Annotated in this window: 20 protein-coding genes; 13 read left to right on the top strand and 7 right to left on the bottom strand. The window is 72.3% G+C overall.

Annotation, left to right across the window (positions count from 1 at the left end):
* The first annotated feature begins 5 nt into the window (after positions 1–5).
* A complete protein-coding gene (locus ACIRS4_RS19445) occupies positions 6–1,463 on the top strand; it encodes an aldehyde dehydrogenase family protein (protein ID WP_404197167.1) in 1,458 nt (485 codons plus the stop codon).
* Positions 1,464–2,372, top strand: coding sequence for an aldehyde dehydrogenase family protein (locus ACIRS4_RS19440; RefSeq protein ID WP_404197164.1), 909 nt, complete (start codon positions 1,464–1,466; stop codon positions 2,370–2,372).
* Between the two features lie 92 nt (positions 2,373–2,464).
* Here the strand turns inward: ACIRS4_RS19440 and ACIRS4_RS19435 are convergent, their stop codons facing one another.
* Positions 2,465–2,869: a hypothetical protein gene (locus ACIRS4_RS19435; RefSeq protein WP_404197161.1), complete on the bottom strand. Its 405-nt coding sequence runs from the start codon at positions 2,867–2,869 to the stop codon at positions 2,465–2,467.
* A 59-nt stretch (positions 2,870–2,928) separates the two neighbouring features.
* Between ACIRS4_RS19435 and ACIRS4_RS19430 the strand changes: the two genes are divergently transcribed.
* The gene (locus tag ACIRS4_RS19430) at positions 2,929–3,636 is read left to right on the top strand and encodes a uridine kinase (protein WP_404197158.1); all 708 of its coding nucleotides are present in this window, start codon (positions 2,929–2,931) and stop codon (positions 3,634–3,636) included.
* Between the two features lie 288 nt (positions 3,637–3,924).
* On the opposite strand, the gene ACIRS4_RS19425 is transcribed toward ACIRS4_RS19430, so the two are convergent.
* Positions 3,925–4,689, bottom strand: coding sequence for a SigE family RNA polymerase sigma factor (locus ACIRS4_RS19425; RefSeq protein ID WP_358795693.1), 765 nt, complete (start codon positions 4,687–4,689; stop codon positions 3,925–3,927).
* Positions 4,690–4,975: 286 nt separating this feature from the next.
* On the opposite strand from ACIRS4_RS19425, the gene afsQ1 reads away from it, so the two are divergent.
* The 5 genes from afsQ1 (at position 4,976) to ACIRS4_RS19400 (ending at position 8,849) form a co-directional block, all read left to right on the top strand.
* The gene (gene afsQ1, locus ACIRS4_RS19420; RefSeq protein WP_207228799.1) at positions 4,976–5,653 is read left to right on the top strand and encodes a two-component system response regulator AfsQ1; all 678 of its coding nucleotides are present in this window, start codon (positions 4,976–4,978) and stop codon (positions 5,651–5,653) included.
* On the top strand, positions 5,650–7,272 hold the full coding sequence (locus ACIRS4_RS19415; protein WP_404197155.1) for an ATP-binding protein: 1,623 nt from the start codon (positions 5,650–5,652) through the stop codon (positions 7,270–7,272). Before afsQ1 ends, ACIRS4_RS19415 begins: the two co-directional genes overlap by 4 nt.
* Entirely contained in the window at positions 7,272–7,892 is a 621-nt protein-coding gene (locus ACIRS4_RS19410; protein ID WP_404197152.1) for a hypothetical protein, read from the top strand. The genes ACIRS4_RS19415 and ACIRS4_RS19410 overlap by 1 nt, the downstream gene beginning before the upstream one ends.
* A gap of 109 nt (positions 7,893–8,001) precedes the next feature.
* Positions 8,002–8,553, top strand: coding sequence for a VanZ family protein (locus tag ACIRS4_RS19405; protein ID WP_404197149.1), 552 nt, complete (start codon positions 8,002–8,004; stop codon positions 8,551–8,553).
* A 95-nt stretch (positions 8,554–8,648) separates the two neighbouring features.
* A complete protein-coding gene (locus ACIRS4_RS19400) occupies positions 8,649–8,849 on the top strand; it encodes a PspC domain-containing protein (protein WP_404197146.1) in 201 nt (66 codons plus the stop codon).
* 89 nt (positions 8,850–8,938) lie between these two features.
* On the opposite strand, the gene ACIRS4_RS19395 is transcribed toward ACIRS4_RS19400, so the two are convergent.
* Entirely contained in the window at positions 8,939–9,292 is a 354-nt protein-coding gene (locus ACIRS4_RS19395; protein ID WP_404197143.1) for an ATP-binding protein, read from the bottom strand.
* Positions 9,293–9,426: 134 nt separating this feature from the next.
* Positions 9,427–10,590 (bottom strand): adenosine deaminase, encoded by a 1,164-nt coding sequence (locus ACIRS4_RS19390; protein WP_404197141.1) that lies wholly within the window; start codon positions 10,588–10,590, stop codon positions 9,427–9,429.
* Between the two features lie 113 nt (positions 10,591–10,703).
* On the opposite strand from ACIRS4_RS19390, the gene ACIRS4_RS19385 reads away from it, so the two are divergent.
* Positions 10,704–11,477 carry an alpha/beta hydrolase gene (locus tag ACIRS4_RS19385; RefSeq protein WP_404197138.1) on the top strand — a complete coding sequence of 258 codons (774 nt, stop codon included), beginning with the start codon at positions 10,704–10,706 and terminating at the stop codon, positions 11,475–11,477.
* Positions 11,478–11,489: 12 nt separating this feature from the next.
* Here ACIRS4_RS19385 and ACIRS4_RS19380 read toward each other — a convergent pair whose 3' ends face one another.
* Complete coding sequence (locus ACIRS4_RS19380) at positions 11,490–12,452, bottom strand: LysR substrate-binding domain-containing protein (RefSeq protein ID WP_404197135.1); 963 nt, start codon at positions 12,450–12,452, stop codon at positions 11,490–11,492.
* A gap of 63 nt (positions 12,453–12,515) precedes the next feature.
* Between ACIRS4_RS19380 and ACIRS4_RS19375 the strand changes: the two genes are divergently transcribed.
* Positions 12,516–13,820, top strand: a complete 1,305-nt coding sequence (locus ACIRS4_RS19375) for an MFS transporter (RefSeq protein WP_404197133.1) — start codon at positions 12,516–12,518, stop codon at positions 13,818–13,820.
* 155 nt (positions 13,821–13,975) lie between these two features.
* The gene (locus ACIRS4_RS19370) at positions 13,976–15,001 is read left to right on the top strand and encodes a sigma-70 family RNA polymerase sigma factor (RefSeq protein WP_404197130.1); all 1,026 of its coding nucleotides are present in this window, start codon (positions 13,976–13,978) and stop codon (positions 14,999–15,001) included.
* Here ACIRS4_RS19370 and ACIRS4_RS19365 read toward each other — a convergent pair.
* Complete coding sequence (locus tag ACIRS4_RS19365) at positions 14,885–15,271, bottom strand: STAS domain-containing protein (protein ID WP_404197127.1); 387 nt, start codon at positions 15,269–15,271, stop codon at positions 14,885–14,887. The genes ACIRS4_RS19370 and ACIRS4_RS19365 overlap by 117 nt on opposite strands.
* 87 nt (positions 15,272–15,358) lie before the next feature.
* Here ACIRS4_RS19365 and ACIRS4_RS19360 point away from each other — a divergent pair, with 87 nt between their 5' ends.
* Both ACIRS4_RS19360 and ACIRS4_RS19355 read left to right on the top strand, forming a co-directional pair.
* Complete coding sequence (locus ACIRS4_RS19360; protein ID WP_404197124.1) at positions 15,359–15,931, top strand: TetR/AcrR family transcriptional regulator; 573 nt, start codon at positions 15,359–15,361, stop codon at positions 15,929–15,931.
* Between the two features lie 46 nt (positions 15,932–15,977).
* The gene (locus tag ACIRS4_RS19355) at positions 15,978–17,162 is read left to right on the top strand and encodes an SGNH/GDSL hydrolase family protein (protein ID WP_404197122.1); all 1,185 of its coding nucleotides are present in this window, start codon (positions 15,978–15,980) and stop codon (positions 17,160–17,162) included.
* 70 nt (positions 17,163–17,232) lie between these two features.
* Here the strand turns inward: ACIRS4_RS19355 and ACIRS4_RS19350 are convergent, their stop codons facing one another.
* On the bottom strand, positions 17,233–18,510 hold the full coding sequence (locus ACIRS4_RS19350; protein ID WP_404197120.1) for a thymidine phosphorylase: 1,278 nt from the start codon (positions 18,508–18,510) through the stop codon (positions 17,233–17,235).
* Positions 18,511–18,604: the final 94 nt, after the last annotated feature.

Raw genomic sequence — 18,604 nt, 5'->3', positions numbered from 1 at the left:
TCACCATGGCATCCGCATTCGAGTACGCCCCGGCTCCCGAGTCCCGCTCGGTCGTCGACATCGCGCCGTCCTACGGCCTCTTCATCGACGGCGAGTTCGCCGACGCGGCGGACGGCAAGGTCTTCAAGACGGTCTCCCCGTCCACCGAGGAAGTCCTCTCCGAGGTGGCCCAGGCCGGCGCCGAGGACGTGGACCGGGCCGTACGGGCCGCCCGCAAGGCGTTCGGGAAGTGGTCGGCGCTTCCGGGCTCCGAGCGCGCGAAGTACCTGTTCCGCATCGCCCGCATCATCCAGGAGCGCAGCCGTGAGCTCGCCGTCCTGGAGACGCTGGACAACGGCAAGCCGATCAAGGAGACCCGCGACGCGGACCTGCCGCTCGTCGCCGCGCACTTCTTCTACTACGCCGGCTGGGCCGACAAGCTCGACCACGCCGGCTTCGGGCCCTCGCCCCGTCCGCTGGGCGTCGCCGGCCAGGTGATCCCCTGGAACTTCCCGCTGCTGATGCTGGCCTGGAAGATCGCTCCGGCGCTCGCCACCGGCAACACGGTCGTCCTCAAGCCGGCCGAGACCACCCCCCTGTCGGCGCTGTTCTTCGCGGACATCTGCCGCCAGGCGGGCCTGCCCAGGGGCGTCGTCAACATCCTGCCCGGCTACGGCGACGCGGGCGCCGCGCTCGTCGCCCACCCGGACGTGAACAAGGTCGCCTTCACCGGCTCCACCGCCGTCGGCAAGGAGATCGCCCGCACGGTCGCCGGCAGCCACAAGAAGCTCACGCTGGAACTGGGCGGCAAGGGCGCCAACATCGTCTTCGACGACGCGCCGATCGACCAGGCCGTCGAGGGCATCGTCGGCGGCATCTTCTTCAACCAGGGCCAGGTCTGCTGCGCGGGCTCGCGACTGCTCGTCCAGGAGTCGATCCACGACGAGCTGCTGGAGTCGCTGAAGCGGCGGCTGTCCACCCTGCGCCTCGGCGACCCGCTGGACAAGAACACCGACATCGGCGCGATCAACTCCGCCGAGCAGCTGGCCCGGATCACCGCGCTCGCCGACCAGGGCGAGGCCGAGGGCGCCGAGCGCTGGTCGCCGGCCTGTGAGCTGCCCACGTCCGGCTTCTGGTTCGCCCCGACGCTGTTCACCAACGTCACCCAGGCGCACACCGTCGCCCGCGACGAGATCTTCGGCCCGGTCCTGTCGGTCCTCACCTTCCGCACCCCGGACGAGGCCGTCGCCAAGGCGAACAACACGCCGTACGGCCTGTCGGCGGGCATCTGGACGGAGAAGGGCTCGCGCATCCTCGCGGTGGCGAGCAAGCTGCGGGCCGGCGTCGTCTGGTCCAACACGTTCAACAAGTTCGACCCCACCTCGCCGTTCGGCGGCTACAAGGAGTCGGGCTTCGGCCGCGAGGGCGGCCGACACGGCCTGGAGGCGTACCTCGCCCCGTCGAGCCCGGAGGGCGAGCGATAAATGAGCACAGTCGATAAGTCCGAGCAGCAGCGTCTCAGCGTCTTCAAGACCTACAAGCTGTACGTCGGCGGGAAGTTCCCGCGTTCCGAGAGCGGCCGGGTGTACGAGGTGAGCGACTCGAAGGGGAAGTGGCTGGCGAACGCGCCCCTGTCCTCCCGCAAGGACGCCCGGGACGCGGTCGTCGCCGCCCGCAAGGCGTTCGGCGGCTGGGCGGGCGCGACGGCGTACAACCGGGGCCAGGTCCTGTACCGGGTCGCCGAGATGCTCGAGGGCCGGAAGAACCAGTTCGCGCACGAGGTCGCCGACGCGGAGGGCCTGTCGAAGTCGAAGGCCGCCGAGCAGGTCGAGGCGACGATCGACCGCTGGGTCTGGTACGCGGGCTGGACCGACAAGATCGCCCAGGTGCTGGGCGGCGGCAACCCGGTCGCGGGGCCGTACTTCAACCTGTCCTCCCCCGAGCCGACGGGCGTGGTGGCCGTCCTGGCCCCGCAGGAGTCGTCGTTCCTGGGCCTGGTGAGCGTGCTGGCCCCGGTGATCGCGACGGGCAGCACGGCGGTCGTGATCGCCTCCGAGAAGGCCCCGCTGCCCGCCCTCTCCCTCGGTGAGGTCCTGGCCACCTCCGACGTCCCCGGCGGAGTCGTCAACGTCCTCTCCGGCCGTACGGCGGAGCTCGCGGCGCCCCTCGCCGCCCACCAGGACGTCAACGCGATCGACCTCGCGGGCGCGGACGAGGCGCTGGCGAAGGAACTGGAGATCGCCGCCGCGGACAACCTGAAGCGCGTCCTGCGTCCACAGCCTGTGGACGACTGGTCCGCCACCCCGGGCATCGACCGCATGACGGCGTTCCTGGAGACCAAGACGGTCTGGCACCCGACGGGATCGCTGGGCGCGTCGGGCTCGTCGTACTGACACCGGGCCGCACGTCGTGCAGCGCAGGCCGGGTCTCTCCGGACGGAGGGACCCGGCCTGTTCGTTCGGGAGGTGGGCCCCACGGGAAGCGGTCAGGCTCCCAGCAGGCCCGCCGCCTGGCCGACCACCGGCATGCTGCGGAACGACTCCGCCTGGGCCACCTGGCCCGTCAGCATCTGGGACTTCAGGGGCTGGAAGTCGGCGAGCTGGGTGCCCACGCCGTTGTCGAGGGGGTCCACCCCGGTACCGGCGAGGGGGTTGGGCTTGAGGTCCGCGACGGGGCCGGTGGCGTAGCCGACCGTGCCGGTCAGGGTCGCCAGGGCCGCCTGCGGGTCGACCTCGCCCAGGGAGGTGGGGCGGGTCTGCCCCAGGTCCAGGCCCGGCGCGGTGTCGGCGGCGGCGGTCCCCGCGCCCACGCCCAGCGCCGCCCCCGCCGTAGCGAGGGCGACCAGGGCGCGCCGGCCGGCGGGGTTCTTGGGGGAAGCGTGTCGGGCCATCGCGGCGCCCACTTTCTGGTGCGTTCGGTGATCGGGTCGACACGAAGGGTAGTTGGGGTGTGACGCGCGCTGCAAAGCCGACCCGCGGGGTCGTGACGGGGCCGGTCGATGCCTCACACTGGTGTCCCGTGAGTTCCCATCCGCCCATACCCGCGCGCGTCGTGCTGCTCTGCGGCCCCTCCGGCTCCGGCAAGTCCCTTCTCGCGGCCCGCTCCGGCCTTCCGGTGCTGCGGCTCGACGACTTCTACAAGGAGGGCGACGACCCGACCCTGCCGCTGGTGGCGGGGAGCTCCGACATCGACTGGGACCATCCCGGCTCCTGGGACGCGGACACCGCGATCGCCGCGATCACCGAACTGTGCCGCACGGGCCGTACCGGCGTACCCGTCTACGACATCTCCCTGAGCGCCCGCACCGGCGTGGAGTCGGTCGACATCGGGCGGACCCCGCTGTTCATCGCCGAGGGCATCTTCGCCGCCGAGATCATCGGCCGCTGCCGTGAACTGGGCGTCCTGGCCGACGCGTTGTGCCTGAGCCGCGGTGCGGTGACGACGTTCCGGCGGCGCTTCCTGCGGGACTTGAAGGAGGGCCGCAAATCGGTTCCCTTCCTGCTGCGGCGTGGCTGGCGCCTGATGCGGACCGAACGCTCCATCGTGGCCCGGCAGTCGGCGCTCGGCGCGTACGCCTGCGACCGTGACGAGGCCATGGGCCGCCTGGCCTCCGCGGCGGCGGGCCGGCGCGCGCCGACGACGCGTACGGCCGCGTAGCGGGCGTACGGCGGCCCGCGGGGCGTCTCGCCGGGCGTACGGACGGCCTGCGGGCGCTCGGGACAGCACGAAAGCGGGGCTGGACGGACCCCCCGGCCCTCCAGCCCCGCTTCTTCGTGCTCCCCCGTGCTTCCCCCGCTTTCTTGCGCCTGCGTGTCCCCCCGCAGGCGCCCGGCGGCGTGGTGCGGTACCGCTCCCCGAGCTTCCCCCGTCGGGCCCCCCGGTACCGCTCCCCCGTGTTCCCCCGTACACCGGCTTCCCTGAACGGAGCCGGCTCCCCCGTTCACCTCAGGCGACGAGCTCGCCGAAGGCGTCCTCCTCGTCACGGCCGAAGCTGAGGACCTCGTCCTCGCGCAGCCGGCGGAGCGACCGCCAGATGCTGGACTTCACCGTGCCGACACTGATGTCGAGGATCTCCGCGATCTCCGGGTCGGTGCGGCCCTCGTAGTAGCGAAGGACCAGCATCGTGCGCTGGAGTTCGGGCAGCCGGGCCAGCGCCTGCCACAGGACGGCGCGCAGTTCGGTGCCGCGCATCGCGTCCGTGTCGCCGGCCGTCTCCGGCAGCTCCTCGGTCGGGTACTCGTTCAGCTTGCGGCGGCGCCACGCGCTGATGTGCAGGTTGGTCATGGTCCGGCGGAGGTAGCCGCCGACCGCGGCCTTGTCGCTGATCCGGTCCCAGGCCCGGTAGGTCGAGAACAGCGCGCTCTGCAGCAGGTCCTCGGCCTCGAACCGGTCCCCGGTGAGGTGGAACGCGGTCGCGTACAGGGAGGCGCGGCGCTCCTGTACGTAGGCGGTGAACGCCGCTTCGGCGTCCGCTGCCTCCGTCAGGGAGCGGCGCTCCCCCTGCTCCTCCCCGTACGCGACTCCCCCGTCGGCCGCCCTGGCGCTCTCCCCCGAGCGCCCGTCGACCACGGACATGAAGGTCGTGTGCTGACGTCCGGTGTTGCGAGCGCACCCCCGTCCGCTCGTAACACCGGACTTCTCGGAAACCCGGTGCACGTCGTGCAGACGCGTGACCACTGCGCTGTTGCTCAGCCCGTGCAGCGTGTTCATCTCGCGCCCCCCGTCGTGGACTTCCGGTGTTTCGGTCTCTTGTTCCGTGCGGCTCGCCGTCGGCGTTCCGCTCCCGGTCTCTCGCCTTCCGGCTCGCTTCCGGTCCTGCTTCCTTGCCTGTGCCGAAAAGCTTGCCGGGGTCACTTCATCGCCGTGTCCGCCGACTGTCACAGACCTGTCACAGGGGTCGCTCACGGCGACACCACAGATCGTTCACACGAGGCGGTGCTGCAACCGTCATGCCCCACAGGTCGAACGACGGGCCGCCATGGGCCAGAATGAGCCCGTGCCTTCCCTGTTGCTGATCGAGGACGACGACGCCATCCGTACGGCCCTGGAGCTCTCACTGACGCGCCAGGGACACCGGGTGGCGACCGCTGCGAGCGGTGAGGACGGTCTGAAGCTGCTGCGCGAGCAGCGGCCGGATCTGATCGTGCTGGACGTCATGCTGCCCGGCATCGACGGTTTCGAGGTGTGCCGGCGCATCCGGCGCACCGACCAGCTGCCGATCATCCTGCTGACCGCGCGCAGCGACGACATCGACGTGGTGGTCGGGCTGGAGTCCGGCGCCGACGACTACGTGGTCAAGCCTGTCCAGGGGCGGGTGCTCGACGCCCGCATCCGGGCCGTGCTGCGCCGCGGGGAACGGGAGTCGAACGACTCGGCGGCCTTCGGCAGCCTCGTCATCGACCGCGCGGCGATGACGGTGACGAAGAACGGCGAGGACCTCCAGCTGACCCCCACTGAACTGCGGCTGCTCCTCGAGCTGAGCCGGCGGCCCGGTCAGGCGCTGTCGAGGCAGCAGTTGCTGCGGCTGGTGTGGGAGCACGACTACCTCGGCGACTCCCGGCTGGTGGACGCCTGCGTCCAGCGGCTGCGCGCCAAGGTCGAGGACGTGCCGTCCTCCCCGACCTTGATCCGTACCGTGCGCGGAGTCGGCTACCGCCTGGACAACCCTCAGTGATCCGACGGCAAGGGGGGATCCGCGGCTGGTCCGCGGCGCGCAAGGGACACATCGCACGGCTGCGTTTCACGAGCCTGCGGCTGCGGCTGGTGGTGGTCTTCGGGCTGGTGGCGCTGACCGCCGCCGTGTCCGCGTCCGGCATCGCGTACTGGCTCAACCGCGAGGCGGTGCTGACGCGTACGCAGGGCGCGGTGCTGCGGGACTTCGAGCAGGAGATGCAGAACCGGGCGGGCGCGCTGCCCGCCGATCCCTCGCAGGACGAACTGCAGCACACGGCCGGGCAGATGGCCAACAGCAGCCAGCGCTTCAGCGTGCTGCTCGTCGCCGAGGACGCGGGCGGCGCTGCGGTGTACGGCAGCTCCGGGGGCCTGAACGGCTTCTCGCTCCAGGACGTGCCCGAGTCGCTGCGCGCCGCGGTGAACCGCAAGCAGGACACCGGCGCGGGCAACAAGTCGCCGTACCACCTGTACTGGCAGCGGGTCGTCGACCACGGGACGCCGTATCTGGTGGCGGGGACGAGGGTGCTCGGCGGGGGGCCGACCGGCTACATGCGCAAGTCCCTCGAACCGGAGGCCAAGGACCTCAACTCGCTGGCGTGGTCGCTCGGGATCGCCACCGGGCTGGCGCTGGTCGGCGCCGCGCTGCTGGCGCAGGCTGCCGCGACGACCGTGCTGAAGCCGGTGCACCGGCTGGGGGTCGCCGCGCGCCGGCTCGGCGAGGGGCAGCTCGACACCCGGCTGCGGGTCTCCGGGACGGACGAACTGGCCGATCTGTCGCGGACGTTCAACCGGACGGCGGAGGCGCTGGAGAAACGGGTCGCCGACATGGCCGCCCGGGACGAGGCCTCGCGCCGCTTCGTGGCGGACATGAGTCATGAGCTGCGCACGCCGCTCACCGCGATCACCGCCGTCACGGAGGTGCTGGAGGAGGAGCTGGACGCCGAGTCCGGCGGCATCGACCCGATGATCGAGCCGGCGGTGCGGCTCGTGGTGTCCGAGACGCGGCGGCTCAACGACCTGGTGGAGAACCTGATGGAGGTGACCCGCTTCGACGCCGGCACGGCGCGGCTCGTGCTGGACGACGTGGACGTCGCCGACCAGATCACGCACTGCATCGACGCGCGGGCCTGGCTGGACGCGGTCGAGCTGGACGCCGAACGGGGCCTCCACGCGCGGATCGATCCGCGCCGCCTGGACGTGATCCTGGCCAACCTCATCGGCAACGCGCTCAAGCACGGCGGTTCGCCGGTGCGGGTGTCGGTGACGGCGGCGGACGACGAGATGGTCATCGCGGTGCGCGACCACGGCCCCGGCATCCCCGAGGACGTCCTGCCGCACGTGTTCGACCGGTTCTACAAGGCGAGCGCCTCCCGCCCGCGCTCCGAGGGCAGCGGTCTGGGGCTGTCCATCGCCCTGGAGAACGCCCATATCCACGGCGGCGGGATCACGGCCGCCAACTCCCCCGACGGAGGCGCGGTGTTCACGCTGCGACTGCCGCGGGGCGTCTCGGAACCGGAGGGGACGGACGCGGACGGCGAGGACCGGCAGAAGGACGTGCCGGGCGACATACGGAGCGACGTGCGCACGGAGGCGCAGCGGGACATGCGGGGGGACGCCTGATGAACGTACGAGGGAACGCTCGCCGTCGGCTCGCCCTGCCGCTGCTCGCGGGGCTCTCGGCTGTGCTGCTCGCCGGCTGCGGGATCCGGGCGACCGAGGTGCCGACCGACTTCGGCCCCGCGCCCTCCTGGGTGCGCTGCTCCCTCGCCGGGCCGGACGCTGCGGCGCAGAGCTCACGGGGCGTACCGGTGCGGGTGTTCCTGCTGTGCGGCTCGTCGCTGGTCGCCGTGGACCGGAGCCTGCCGGTGCCGGACGGCGCCGTGGACTCCGCGCGGCGCGTCCTGGTCGCCCAGGGCCTGCTGAACGAGCTGGCCGGGTCGCCGTCGGCGGCCGAGAAGGAGGCCGGCTACACGACGGACGTGAACGGCGGCGTCAAGGTGGCGGGGCCGCGCCCCGGGGATCCCGACGACGCGCTGCGGCTGAGCGTCTCCCCCGGCGACCTGACCTCGTACGCCCTCGCCCAACTGGTGTGCACGTTCTCCGACTCGGCGGCGGCCGAGGGGGACGGCTCGGTGGTGCTGGGCGGTCCGGACGCGGAGCGGCCGCGCCGGTACGCGTGCACGGACGAGGTGCGTTCACGGCCGGGCGCCAAGAAGCCGCCGTCCACGGCCATCGCCTGAGGACCCTCAGGACCCTTCGGGAAGCCCTTAAGGGTCGCCCGGGGAGTGACAGGGGGCACACCTGTCCCGGGCCGGAACCGATCGTGCCGGGGGGCGCGTCTAGGGGTTCGTGCAGCGTCAAGGCTCCATCGGCGGCAGCGCCGTGATCCGCATCCGTGCGACCGGGATCGTCCTCCTGGCCGCACACCTTCTGTTCGTCGCCTGGTGCACGCTGCGCCCGCTCGACGTCCCGTGGGTGATGCCCACCAATCTGCATCCCTTCGCCGGCATCCGCGCCGATCTGCGGCTGGGCTGGCCGCAGGCGGCGCGGCGCATATGCGAGGGACTCGCGCTGTTCGCCCCGGTGGGCGTGCTGCTGCCGCTGGCCCACGGCCGGCTGCGGGTCTCCCCGCTCGCCTCCTTCGTCCGTACGGTCGCTGCGGGCGCCCTGATGTCGCTGGCCGTCGAGCTGTTGCAGACCGGGGTGCCCGGTCGCGTCGTGGACGTCGACTCGCTGCTGTTGAACACGACGGGCGTGGCGCTGGCGCACGTGGCGGTGGTGCCGGCGGCCCGTGGCCGGCTGCGGCGCCGCAGTGAGCGCCGGCAGCGGCGGGCGGCCTGGGCGGACGAGGTGGCTCAGGGGAGGACCCCGACGATTCCCAGGGTCGGGATCGCCCCGTAGAGCGACGCTTCGTCCCCTTCGTCTCCTTAGCGTGGAAGGCAGTCGGGACGGCCGCACAGGGCCGCCTCGGACCGACGCTCGCGAAGGAGCCGCAGATGTCCGCCCTCGCCCGCCCCACGAACGACCGCGTGATCGCCGGAGTGTGCGCCGCGCTGGCCCGCCGGTTCGGCGTCTCCTCGACGACGATGCGCGTGCTGTTCCTGCTGTCCTGTCTACTGCCGGGCCCGCAGTTCCTGCTCTACATCGCTCTGTGGATCTTCCTGCCCGCGGAGGGCGGGAGCCGCGCGGCCTGGTGAGGCCGCAGGTCCGCCGACGGCGCCGAGCGCGGAACGCCGTCGGGGCGCGCCCGTGGGTACGGGTGCGCCCCGGCGACGGGTGAGGCGGGTCAGCCCAGGGGGATGCCGTTCACCGGGAGGCCGTGGGTCGGCAGACCCTGCACCGGCAGCCCGCCCAGGAGGCCCGCGACGGGCGCGGTGGGGCCCTGCGCGAGCACGTTCTCGGCGACCGGCTGCACGGCGGCCAGTCCCGCGCCGAGGGACGGCTGGGCCTGCTCCAGCACCCCGTCGGCGCCCGGCAGCGCCTGGGCGACGTTCTCCGCCGGCAGCGTCTTGGTGACGCCGTCCAGCGCCTGGGCGGCGTCCGGGACGGCCGGGGCGGCGTTGGCGGCGCCCGCGCCGACGGCGGCGAAGGCGGCGCCGAGGGCGGCGACGCCGAGGGTCTTGGCAGCAGACTGCTTCATGATGAATGCGTCCTCGAAGACAGGGGAACTGAGCGGTCCAAGACCGTAAACACGGAAAGGCGCCCACCGCAAACACCGAAATGCGGACGGACCGTGAAGGCCCGCCCGAATTCCGTGCCCCAGAATTGCGGGGTTCAGCTCTCCCCGGCCACGGAACCGCTGGTGGAAGCGGTCTGCTGGAACAGCCATTCGGACTTCAGCTCGGCATAACCGGGCTTGATCACGTCATTGATCATGGCCAGCCGTTCATCGAAAGGAATGAAAGCTGACTTCATAGCATTGACGGAGAACCATGCGAGGTCGTCGAGCGTATAACCGAATGCGTCGACAAGGTGCTCGAATTCCTGGCTCATACTGGTGCCGGACATCAGACGATTGTCCGTGTTGACGGTGGCGCGGAAGTGGAGCCGGCGCAGCAGTCCGATCGGGTGCTCGGCGTAGGAGTCGGCGGCCCCGGTCTGGAGGTTGGAGCTGGGGCACAGTTCGAGCGGGATCCGCTTGTCGCGCACGTAGGAGGCGAGCCGGCCGAGCTTCACCGAGCCGTCCTCGGCGACCTCGATGTCGTCGATGATGCGCACCCCGTGCCCGAGCCGGTCGGCGCCGCACCACTGGAGGGCCTGCCAGATGGACGGCAGCCCGAAGGCCTCGCCGGCGTGGATGGTGAAGTGGTTGTTCTCGCGCTTGAGGTACTCGAAGGCGTCGAGGTGCCGGGTGGGCGGGTAGCCGGCCTCCGCGCCGGCGATGTCGAAGCCGACGACGCCCGAGTCCCGGTAGCGGTTGGCGAGTTCGGCGATCTCCAGAGCGCGGGCCGCGTGCCGCATCGCGGTGAGGAGGGCGCCCACGCGGATGCGGCGGCCGTTGTCGCGGGCCAGCCGTTCGCCCTGCCGGAAGCCCTCGTTGACGGCTTCGACGACCTCCTCCAGGCTCAGTCCGCCGTCGAGGTGCTGTTCGGGGGCGTAGCGCACCTCGGCGTAGACGACGCCGTCCTCGGCGAGGTCCTCGGCGCACTCGCGGGCGACCCGCACGAGCGCGTCCCGGGTCTGCATCACGCCGACGGTGTGCGAGAAGGTCTCCAGATACCGTTCGAGGGAACCGGAGTCGGCGGCCTCCCGGAACCAGACGCCGAGCTTGTCGGGATCGCTCTCGGGGAGACGGTCGTAGGCCGCCTCGCGGGCCAGGTCGACGACGGTGCCGGGGCGCAGCCCGCCGTCGAGGTGGTCGTGCAGCAGAACCTTGGGCGCGCGGCGGATCTGGTCCGAACTCGGTGCGGCGCCCCTCTGGATGCTCTGGCTCGTCATTTCCGCACTCTAACTCCTACGCGCGTAGACGGCGCGGTGCGCGCTCCGGCCGATATGCAACGGTGACCGCGAGGACAGGTCGCGTACGCCCGCGCTTCTGACACTGTTCTGCCATGGGACAGCAAGCGACGCCGGTACGAACGGCCGGGCTGGGGAAGGCGATCGGACCGGAGCCGGAGACGGTGAGCGGCGTGGTGCTGCTGCTCCCCGACGGGACGGAGGTCTCCGAGCGCAGACCCTCGGCGCTGTCCTGGGCGGCCCGGGCGGCCTCGCCGGTCCGCGCCCTCGGCCGCAGGCTCGCCCGCGCGGGGCGGCGCGACGGGCTGGCGGTGCACCCGGTGCAGTACCGCTACCGCGGCTGGAACGGCAGCGAGGCCCGGCTCGTCGCCGACGCCTCCTGGGCCGCCGACGAGGCCGTACGGCGCTACGGGGACGTCCCCGTGTGCCTGGCCGGCGTCGGCATGGGCGGACGGGCCGCCCTGCACGCGGGCGGGCACGACGCCGTCAACTCGGTGCTCGCGATCGCTCCTTGGCTGCCGGAGGAGGACATGGCGGCCGCGCCCGAACCGGTGAAGCAGTTGGTGGGCCGGCAGGTGCTGATCGTGCACGGCACGCACGACGAACGCACCGACCCCGAGCTGTCGTTCCGGCTGGCCGCCCGGGCGAAGAAGGTGAACCGGGAGGTGTGCCGGTTCGAGGTCCACGCCGACGGGCACGGGCTGCATCAGTACCGGAACGAAGTGCTCTCCCTGGGTGAGGACTTCGTGATGGGCGTGCTGTTCGGGCGGGGGTTCTCCCGGCCGGTCGAGGACGCGTTGATGGCTCCGCCGCCGCTGGGGCTGCGGATGCCGTTGGCTGCGGGGTTCGGCAAGTCGTTGCGGCGGTAGGGGGTCGCCCCGTCAGGGCAGCAGGTGTCCCCTTCTCGACAGCAGGAACTTCTTGAAGGCGGCCACCGGGGGTGTGTCCGGGTGGCCGTCCAGCCAGGCGACGCCGATCTCCCGGACCGCTCTCGGCGCCGTGACCGTCAGTTCCACCACGCCGGGGCGGGGGACGGCCGGGGGCGGGAGGAGGGCGACGCCCAGGCCCGCCGCCACCAGCCCCCTCAGGGTTTCCGCCTCCTCGCCCTCGAAGGCGACCCTCGGGCGGAAACCGGCCTCCAGGCAGAGGGCGTCGGTGATGCGGCGCAGTCCGTAGCCGGGTTCCAGCGTCACGAAGCTCTCGTCGGCGGCCTCCGCGAGGCGGACGCGTCTGCGGGCGGCGAGGCGGTGGTCGGCGGGGACGACCAGGCGCAGCTTCTGCTCGTCCAGCCGGCGGGCGACCAGGTCGGGGGCGTCGGGGATCGGCGAGGTCAGACAGAGGTCGAGTTCGCCGGCCCGCAGGCCTTCGAGCATCGCCTCGCCGTAGTTCTGGACGAGGCTGAAGCGGACGCGGGGGTGGTCCGCGCGGAAGGCGTGGATCAGGGCGGGGACGGTCTCGGCGCCCATGGTGTGCAGGAACCCGAAGGCCACCTTGCCGGTGGCGGCGTCGGCGTCCGCCCGCACCTCGTCGGCGGCCCGCTCGATCTCGGCGAGGGCCCGTTCGACGGAGGTGAGGAAGGTGCGGCCGGCGGGGGTGAGGGAGACCGTGCGGCCGTGGCGGGCGAACAGGTCGACGCCGAGGTCCTGTTCCAGGCGGACCATGGCCCTCGACAGGGTGGACTGCGGAACCTGCATCTCGTGCGCGGCCCGGGTGACGTGCTCGGTGCGCGCGACGCCCGCGAAGTACGCGAGCCGCGGGGCGAGGAGCGTGACGATGTCGTCATTCATGTCTGTTGTGTCACTGAACGGTGACAGGCGGCTCTGTGACCTCTGCTGATGCACCATGGGAACGATTATGGCGATTCCATGCATTGGACGGATGAGCGGGGTCGTCCGTAGTTTCGAAGCATGTCTCCCGCCAGTACCGGGGCGTCCACCGCTGTGGGCGCCGTCGCGACCGTTCCCTCCTCCGCCTCCGCCGTCTCCGGCGTGTCCCGGGCGGATTCCGACTCCCGTATGGCCCCGGGCGGCCCCGGCTACCGCCGGATGAGCCTCGCCCTCTTCCTCGCCGGTGTGGCCACCTTCGCCCTGCTGTACTCCACGCAGGCGCTGCTGCCGTTGATCTCCGGCGAGTTCGGGGTCGCGGCGAGCGAGGCGAGCTGGACGGTGGCGGCGGCGACCGGCGGTCTGGCGCTGTTCGTCCTGCCGATGAGCGCCCTGTCGGAGCGCTACGGCCGCCGCGCGGTGATGACGGCCTCGCTGGCCGTCGCCGTGGGCGTCGGCCTGCTGGTGCCCTTCGCCCCCTCGCTGGGCTGGCTGGTCGTGCTGCGGGGCGTGCAGGGCGCGGCCCTGGCCGGACTGCCCGCCTCGGCCACCGCCTATCTCGCGGAGGAGGTCCGTCCGCGTGCTCTGGTCACCGCGATCGGCCTGTTCGTCGCGGGCAACAGCGTCGGCGGGATGAGCGGCCGGGTCATCACCGGCTGGGTCGCCCAGGAGTGGGGCTGGCGGATCGCCGTCGGCGCGATCGGCGTGCTCGCGGTGGCCTGCGCCGTCGCCTTCCGGCTGCTGCTGCCGACGCCGCGGCACTTCGCCCCGGGCTCGCTGCGCCCGCGCGTCCTGGCCCGTACGGTCCGCGCCCACCTGTCGAACCCGCTGCTGTGCCGGCTGTACGCGATCGGCGCGCTGTTCATGACCGTCTTCGGCGGTGTGTACACGGTCATCGGCTACCGGCTCACCGAGGCGCCGTTCTCGCTCCCGCAGGGCATCGTCGGCTCGATCTTCCTGGTGTACCTGGTGGGCACGGTGTCGGCGTCGACGGCGGGCCGCCTGGTCGGCACCCTCGGCCGGCGCGGGGCGCTGTACCTGGCGGGCGGCACCACGGCGACGGGCCTGCTGTTCTCCCTGGCGGACTCGCTGCCGCTGGTGCTGCTGGGCCTGGTGCTGATCACGGCGGGCTTCTTCGCGGGCCACGCGGTGGCGTCGTCGGCGGTCAGCAAGACGGCGACGACGGGCCGTGCCCAGGCGTCGGCGCTCTACCAGTCGGCGTACTACATCGGCTCCAGCGCGGGCAGCACGGTCGGCGCGATCGCCTTCCACGCGGGCGGCTGGGCCGGCACGGTCGGCGTGGGCGTCCTCGCGGTGCTGGGCGTCGTGACGATCACCGTGTTCGGCACCCGGGCGGCCCGCCGCCAGACGCTTCTCGCCGCCGGCTGAAAGGCTCGTCGGCAGCCCCTGACCGACTTCTGACGAACGGCCCCCACCTGCGGTTTCCGCGGCTCGGCGGGCCGTTGTCAGTGGCGTGCGATAGCTTCCGGAGTACTGGGCGCACTGGGGCGTGACAGACGGGCCACAGGGGTGGGTGGACGACGATGACTGACGGTACGGCGGGCATGGCGACGGTCGACGATCTCGACGCGAGGCTGGAGAAGCACCGGGTCGAGCTGACCGGCTACTGCTACCGGATGCTCGGCTCCTCCTTCGAGGCCGAGGACGCCGTGCAGGACACCCTGGTGCGGGCATGGCGGAGCTACGACAGATTCGAGGGCCGCTCCAGCCTGCGCTCGTGGCTGTACCGGATCGCGACGAACGTCTGTCTGGACATGCTCTCGGCCGGCAACAAGCGTGCCCGCCCGATGGACCTCACCGAGTCCACGCCGCTCGCCCAGGCGGCCCTGTCACCCAGCCCCGACCACACCTGGCTGGAGCCGATGCCCGACGCGCGGGTGCTGCCGGCGGTCCAGGACCCGGCGGAGGCGGCCGTGGCCAAGGAGTCCGTGCGGCTGGCGTTCATGGCGGCTTTGCAGCAACTGCCGCCCAAGCAGCGGGCGGTGCTCATCCTGCGCGAGGTGCTGGCGTGGCGGGCCGGCGAGGTCGCCGAGTTGCTCGGCACGTCGGTGGCCTCGGTGAACAGCGCCCTGCAGCGGGCCCGCGCGACGCTCGCCGAGCGGGCGGACTCCGGCGCGGACGCGGCGGTCTCCGACCCTCTGGACGAGGGGCAGCGCGAACTCCTGGAGCGCTATGTGGCCGCGTTCGAGGGGTACGACATGACGGCGCTGACGGCCCTGTTGCACGAGGACGCCGTGATGTCGATGCCGCCGTTCGACCTGTGGCTGACCGGTCACGACGACATCGCGGGCTTCATGACGACGTTCGGCGCGGCCTGCGCGGGCTCACGGCTGCTGCCCGTCGAGGTCAACGGTCTGCCGGGGTTCGCGCAGTACAAGCCCGACCCGGAGGCGGGCGGGTTCGCGCCGTGGGCGATCCAGGTGCTGGAGGTGTCAGAGGGCCGCCTCACCGGATTCCACTTCTTCCTCGACACCGCGCGCTGGTTCCCCCTCTTCGGCCTCCCCCTCCACCTCGAAGCGGAGCCCGACCAGGTCCAGCAGGGCGCGTAGCGAGGGATCGGGATCGCGCAGCCGGACCCGCCCGCCGGCCCTGCGGGCGGCCAGTTGCAGCCGGGCCAGCAGATCGACGGTCCCGAGCCCCGGCGGTCCGAGGCGCGTGACGTCGCAGACGACGGCCCGGGCCCCGGTGCGCTGCAGCATCGCGCCCACGTCGTCGCAGAGTTCGGGCACCCGGGCGCGGGGTATGGGTCCGGGCAGGGTGAGTACGGGCGGTGTCGTCTCGTCCACGTGCGGTAGACCGGGCGTGGACGCGTAACTCATCGTCAGCTCACTCCTAAGGGGTGCCGAGGCTCCGACAGGGGGCGCCTTGTTTGCCTAATACCTTTAGGCAATTGCATAATCGGTTCCATGGTGCGTGCAGGTCTGACCCCGGAACGCCTCGCCCGAGCGGGCGCGGAACTGGCCGACGAGGTCGGCTTCGACCAGGTGACCGTCTCGGCGCTGGCCAGGCGCTTCGACGTCAAGGTCGCGAGCCTCTACTCGCATGTGCGCAACTCCCAGGACCTGAGGACGCGGATCGCCCTGGTCGCCCTGGAGGAGCTGGCCGACCGGGGCGCGGCCGCGCTGGCCGGGCGGGCCGGCAAGGACGCGCTCGCCGCCCTGGGAGGCGTGTACCGCGACTACGCCCGCGAACACCCCGGCCGCTGGGCCGCCGCCCAGCTTCGGCTCGACGCGGAGACGGCCGCCGCGAGCGCCGGCGTCCGGCACGCCGGGATGACCCGGGCGATCCTGCGCGGCTACGACCTGAGCGAACCGGACCAGACCCACGCCGTGCGTCTGCTGGGCAGCGTCTTCAACGGATACGTCGGCCTGGAGCTGGGCGGCGGCTTCGACCACAGCGCCCCCGACAGTCAGGAGAGCTGGATGCGGATCGTGGACGCCCTCGACGCCCTGCTGCGGAACTGGCCCGCGCCCTCCTGAGACGCGCGCCGCCCGCCCCTTCTCGTCGAACGACAAGGATGAGGTCATGCCCACCGACGACCGCTCCCACGACCGCTGGATCACCACGCCCGTCACCGCCGCGCTGCTGCGCGGCGCCCTGGACGTCGAGCGGACCGAGCACGGCGTGCTGCCGCACCGGCTGCCCGCCCGGGCCCGCGCCCAGTGCGCCGACGAGCAGCTCGCCATGGCCGAGTCCCAGCCGTCGGGCGTCCGGCTGGCGTTCCGCACCAGGGCCACCGCCGTCGAACTCGACGCGCTGCCCACCAAACGGCTCTACATCGGCGCGCCGCCCCGTCCCGACGGCGTCTACGAACTGCTCGCCGACGGCCGTCCCGCCGGCCGGGGCAGGATCTCCGACGGCAACACGGTGACCATGGACATGCGGGACGGAAGCGTCGAACGCCGCGCCGGCCGGCCCGGGACCGTCCGCTTCGAGGGTCTGCCCGAGGGCGACAAGGACGTCGAGATCTGGCTGCCGCACAACGAGACCACCGAGCTCGTCGCCCTGCGCACGGACGCGCCGGTCGAGCCGGCACGTCCGTCGGGGCGGAGGGTGTGGCTGCATCACGGCAGTTCGATCAGCCACGGCTCCGACGGGGCGGGACCCACCGGCATCTGGCCCGCGGTCGCCGCGTCGCTCGGCGGGGTCGAGCTGGTCAACCTCGGGCTGGGTGGGAGCGCGCTGCTCGATCCGTTCACCGCGCGGGCGATACGGGACACGGAGGCCGATCTGATCAGCCTCAAGATCGGGATCAATCTGGTCAATCTGGATCTGATGCGGTTGCGGGCTTTCGGGCCCGCCGTGCACGGGTTCCTGGACACCGTGCGGGAGGGGCATCCGCGGACGCCGCTGCTGGTCGTCTCGCCGATTCTGTGCCCGATGCACGAGGAGACGCCCGGGCCCACCGCGCCGGACTTCGGCGGGCTGGGGGAAGGGCGGTTGACGTTCGTGCCGATGGGAGAGGCGGCGGAGGTGGCCGGGGGGAAACTGACGTTGCGGGTGATCCGGCGGGAGCTGGAGCGCATCGTCTCGGAGCGGGCGGCCGAGGATCCGTTCCTGCGCCACGTCGATGGGCGGGAGCTGTACGGGGAGGGGGACGTGGAGGAGCTGCCGTTGCCGGATCAGCTCCACCCGGATGCGGCGACCCATCGCCGGATGGGCGAGCGGTTCGCCGCGCTGGTCTTCGGGGAGGGGGGCGCGTTCGCCTGACGGCGATTCTCGCCCCCCGCCGCCCCTTCCCGCCCCGTCCCGGGGGCCGCGGCCCTCGGGACGGGCTGTCTCAGGCGATGCGCTCCAGTACCACCGGGGTCGCCTCGTGCCGCGTTCCCGGGGTGGCGATGTCGTAGGAGCCCTCGATCGACCGGAGCGCGTAGTCGAAGCGCTCCGGGGTGTCCGTGTGGAGGGTGAGGAGGGGCTGGCCCTCGGCCACGGTGTCGCCGGGCTTGGCGTGGAGTTCCACGCCGGCGCCCGCCTGCACCGGGTCCTCCTTGCGGGCGCGGCCCGCGCCGAGACGCCAGGCGGCGACGCCGATGCCGTAGGCGTCCAGGCGGGTGAGGACGCCGGTGGAAGGGGCCTTGATCACGTGCTGCTCGCGGGCCACCGGCAGCTTCGCGTCGGGGTCGCCGCCCTGGGCCGCGATCATGCGGCGCCAGACGTCCATCGCCGAGCCGTCGGCCAGGGCCTTCGCCGGGTCGGCGTCGCGCACGCCGGCCGCGTCGAGCATCTCGCGGGCCAGGGCGACGGTGAGTTCCACGACGTCGGAGGGGCCGCCGCCGGCGAGGACCTCGACGGACTCGCGGACCTCCAGGGCGTTGCCGGCGGTGAGGCCGAGCGGGGTGGACATGTCGGTGAGCAGGGCGACGGTCTTCACACCGTGGTCGGTGCCGAGGCCCACCATCGTGGAGGCGAGTTCGCGGGCGTCCTCGATGGTCTTCATGAAGGCGCCGGTGCCGACCTTGACGTCCAGGACCAGCGAGCCGGTGCCCTCGGCGATCTTCTTGGACATGATCGAGGAGGCGATCAGCGGTATGGCCTCGACGGTGCCGGTGACGTCCCGCAGGGCGTAGAGCTTCTTGTCGGCCGGGGCGAGACCGTCGCCGGCCGCGCAGATCACCGCGCCCGTGCCGTCCAGCACCGACAGCATCTCCTCGTTGGAGAGCAGCGCGCGCCAGCCGGGGATCGACTCCAGCTTGTCCAGGGTGCCGCCGGTGTGGCCGAGGCCGCGGCCGGAGAGCTGGGGAACGGCTGCCCCGCAGGCCGCGACGAGGGGGGCGAGGGGAAGCGTGATCTTGTCGCCGACGCCGCCCGTGGAGTGCTTGTCGGCGGTCGGACGGGACAGGGACGAGAAGTCCATGCGCTCGCCGGAGGCGATCATCGCGGCCGTCCAGCGGGCGATCTCACGGCGGTTCATGCCGTTCAGCAGGATCGCCATGGCGAGCGACGACATCTGCTCGTCGGCGACCTCGCCGCGGGTGTACGCGTCGATGACCCAGTCGATCTGCTCGTCGCTGAGCTCACCGCGGTCCCGCTTGGTGCGGATGACGGAGATGGCGTCCATGGCCATAACGTTCCTTTCGGGAAATCAAGACCGTGCGGGCCCCTGTGCCCGAGGCGAGCGGGCTCAGGGGCCGCACGGGGGGCTTAGGGGTCCT

Origin of the sequence: Streptomyces sp. NPDC101166 (genome assembly GCF_044768125.1) — a bacterium.
In the GTDB taxonomy this organism is placed as follows: Bacteria; Actinomycetota; Actinomycetes; order Streptomycetales; family Streptomycetaceae; genus Streptomyces.
This window is presented reverse-complemented; position numbering and strand designations above follow the sequence as displayed.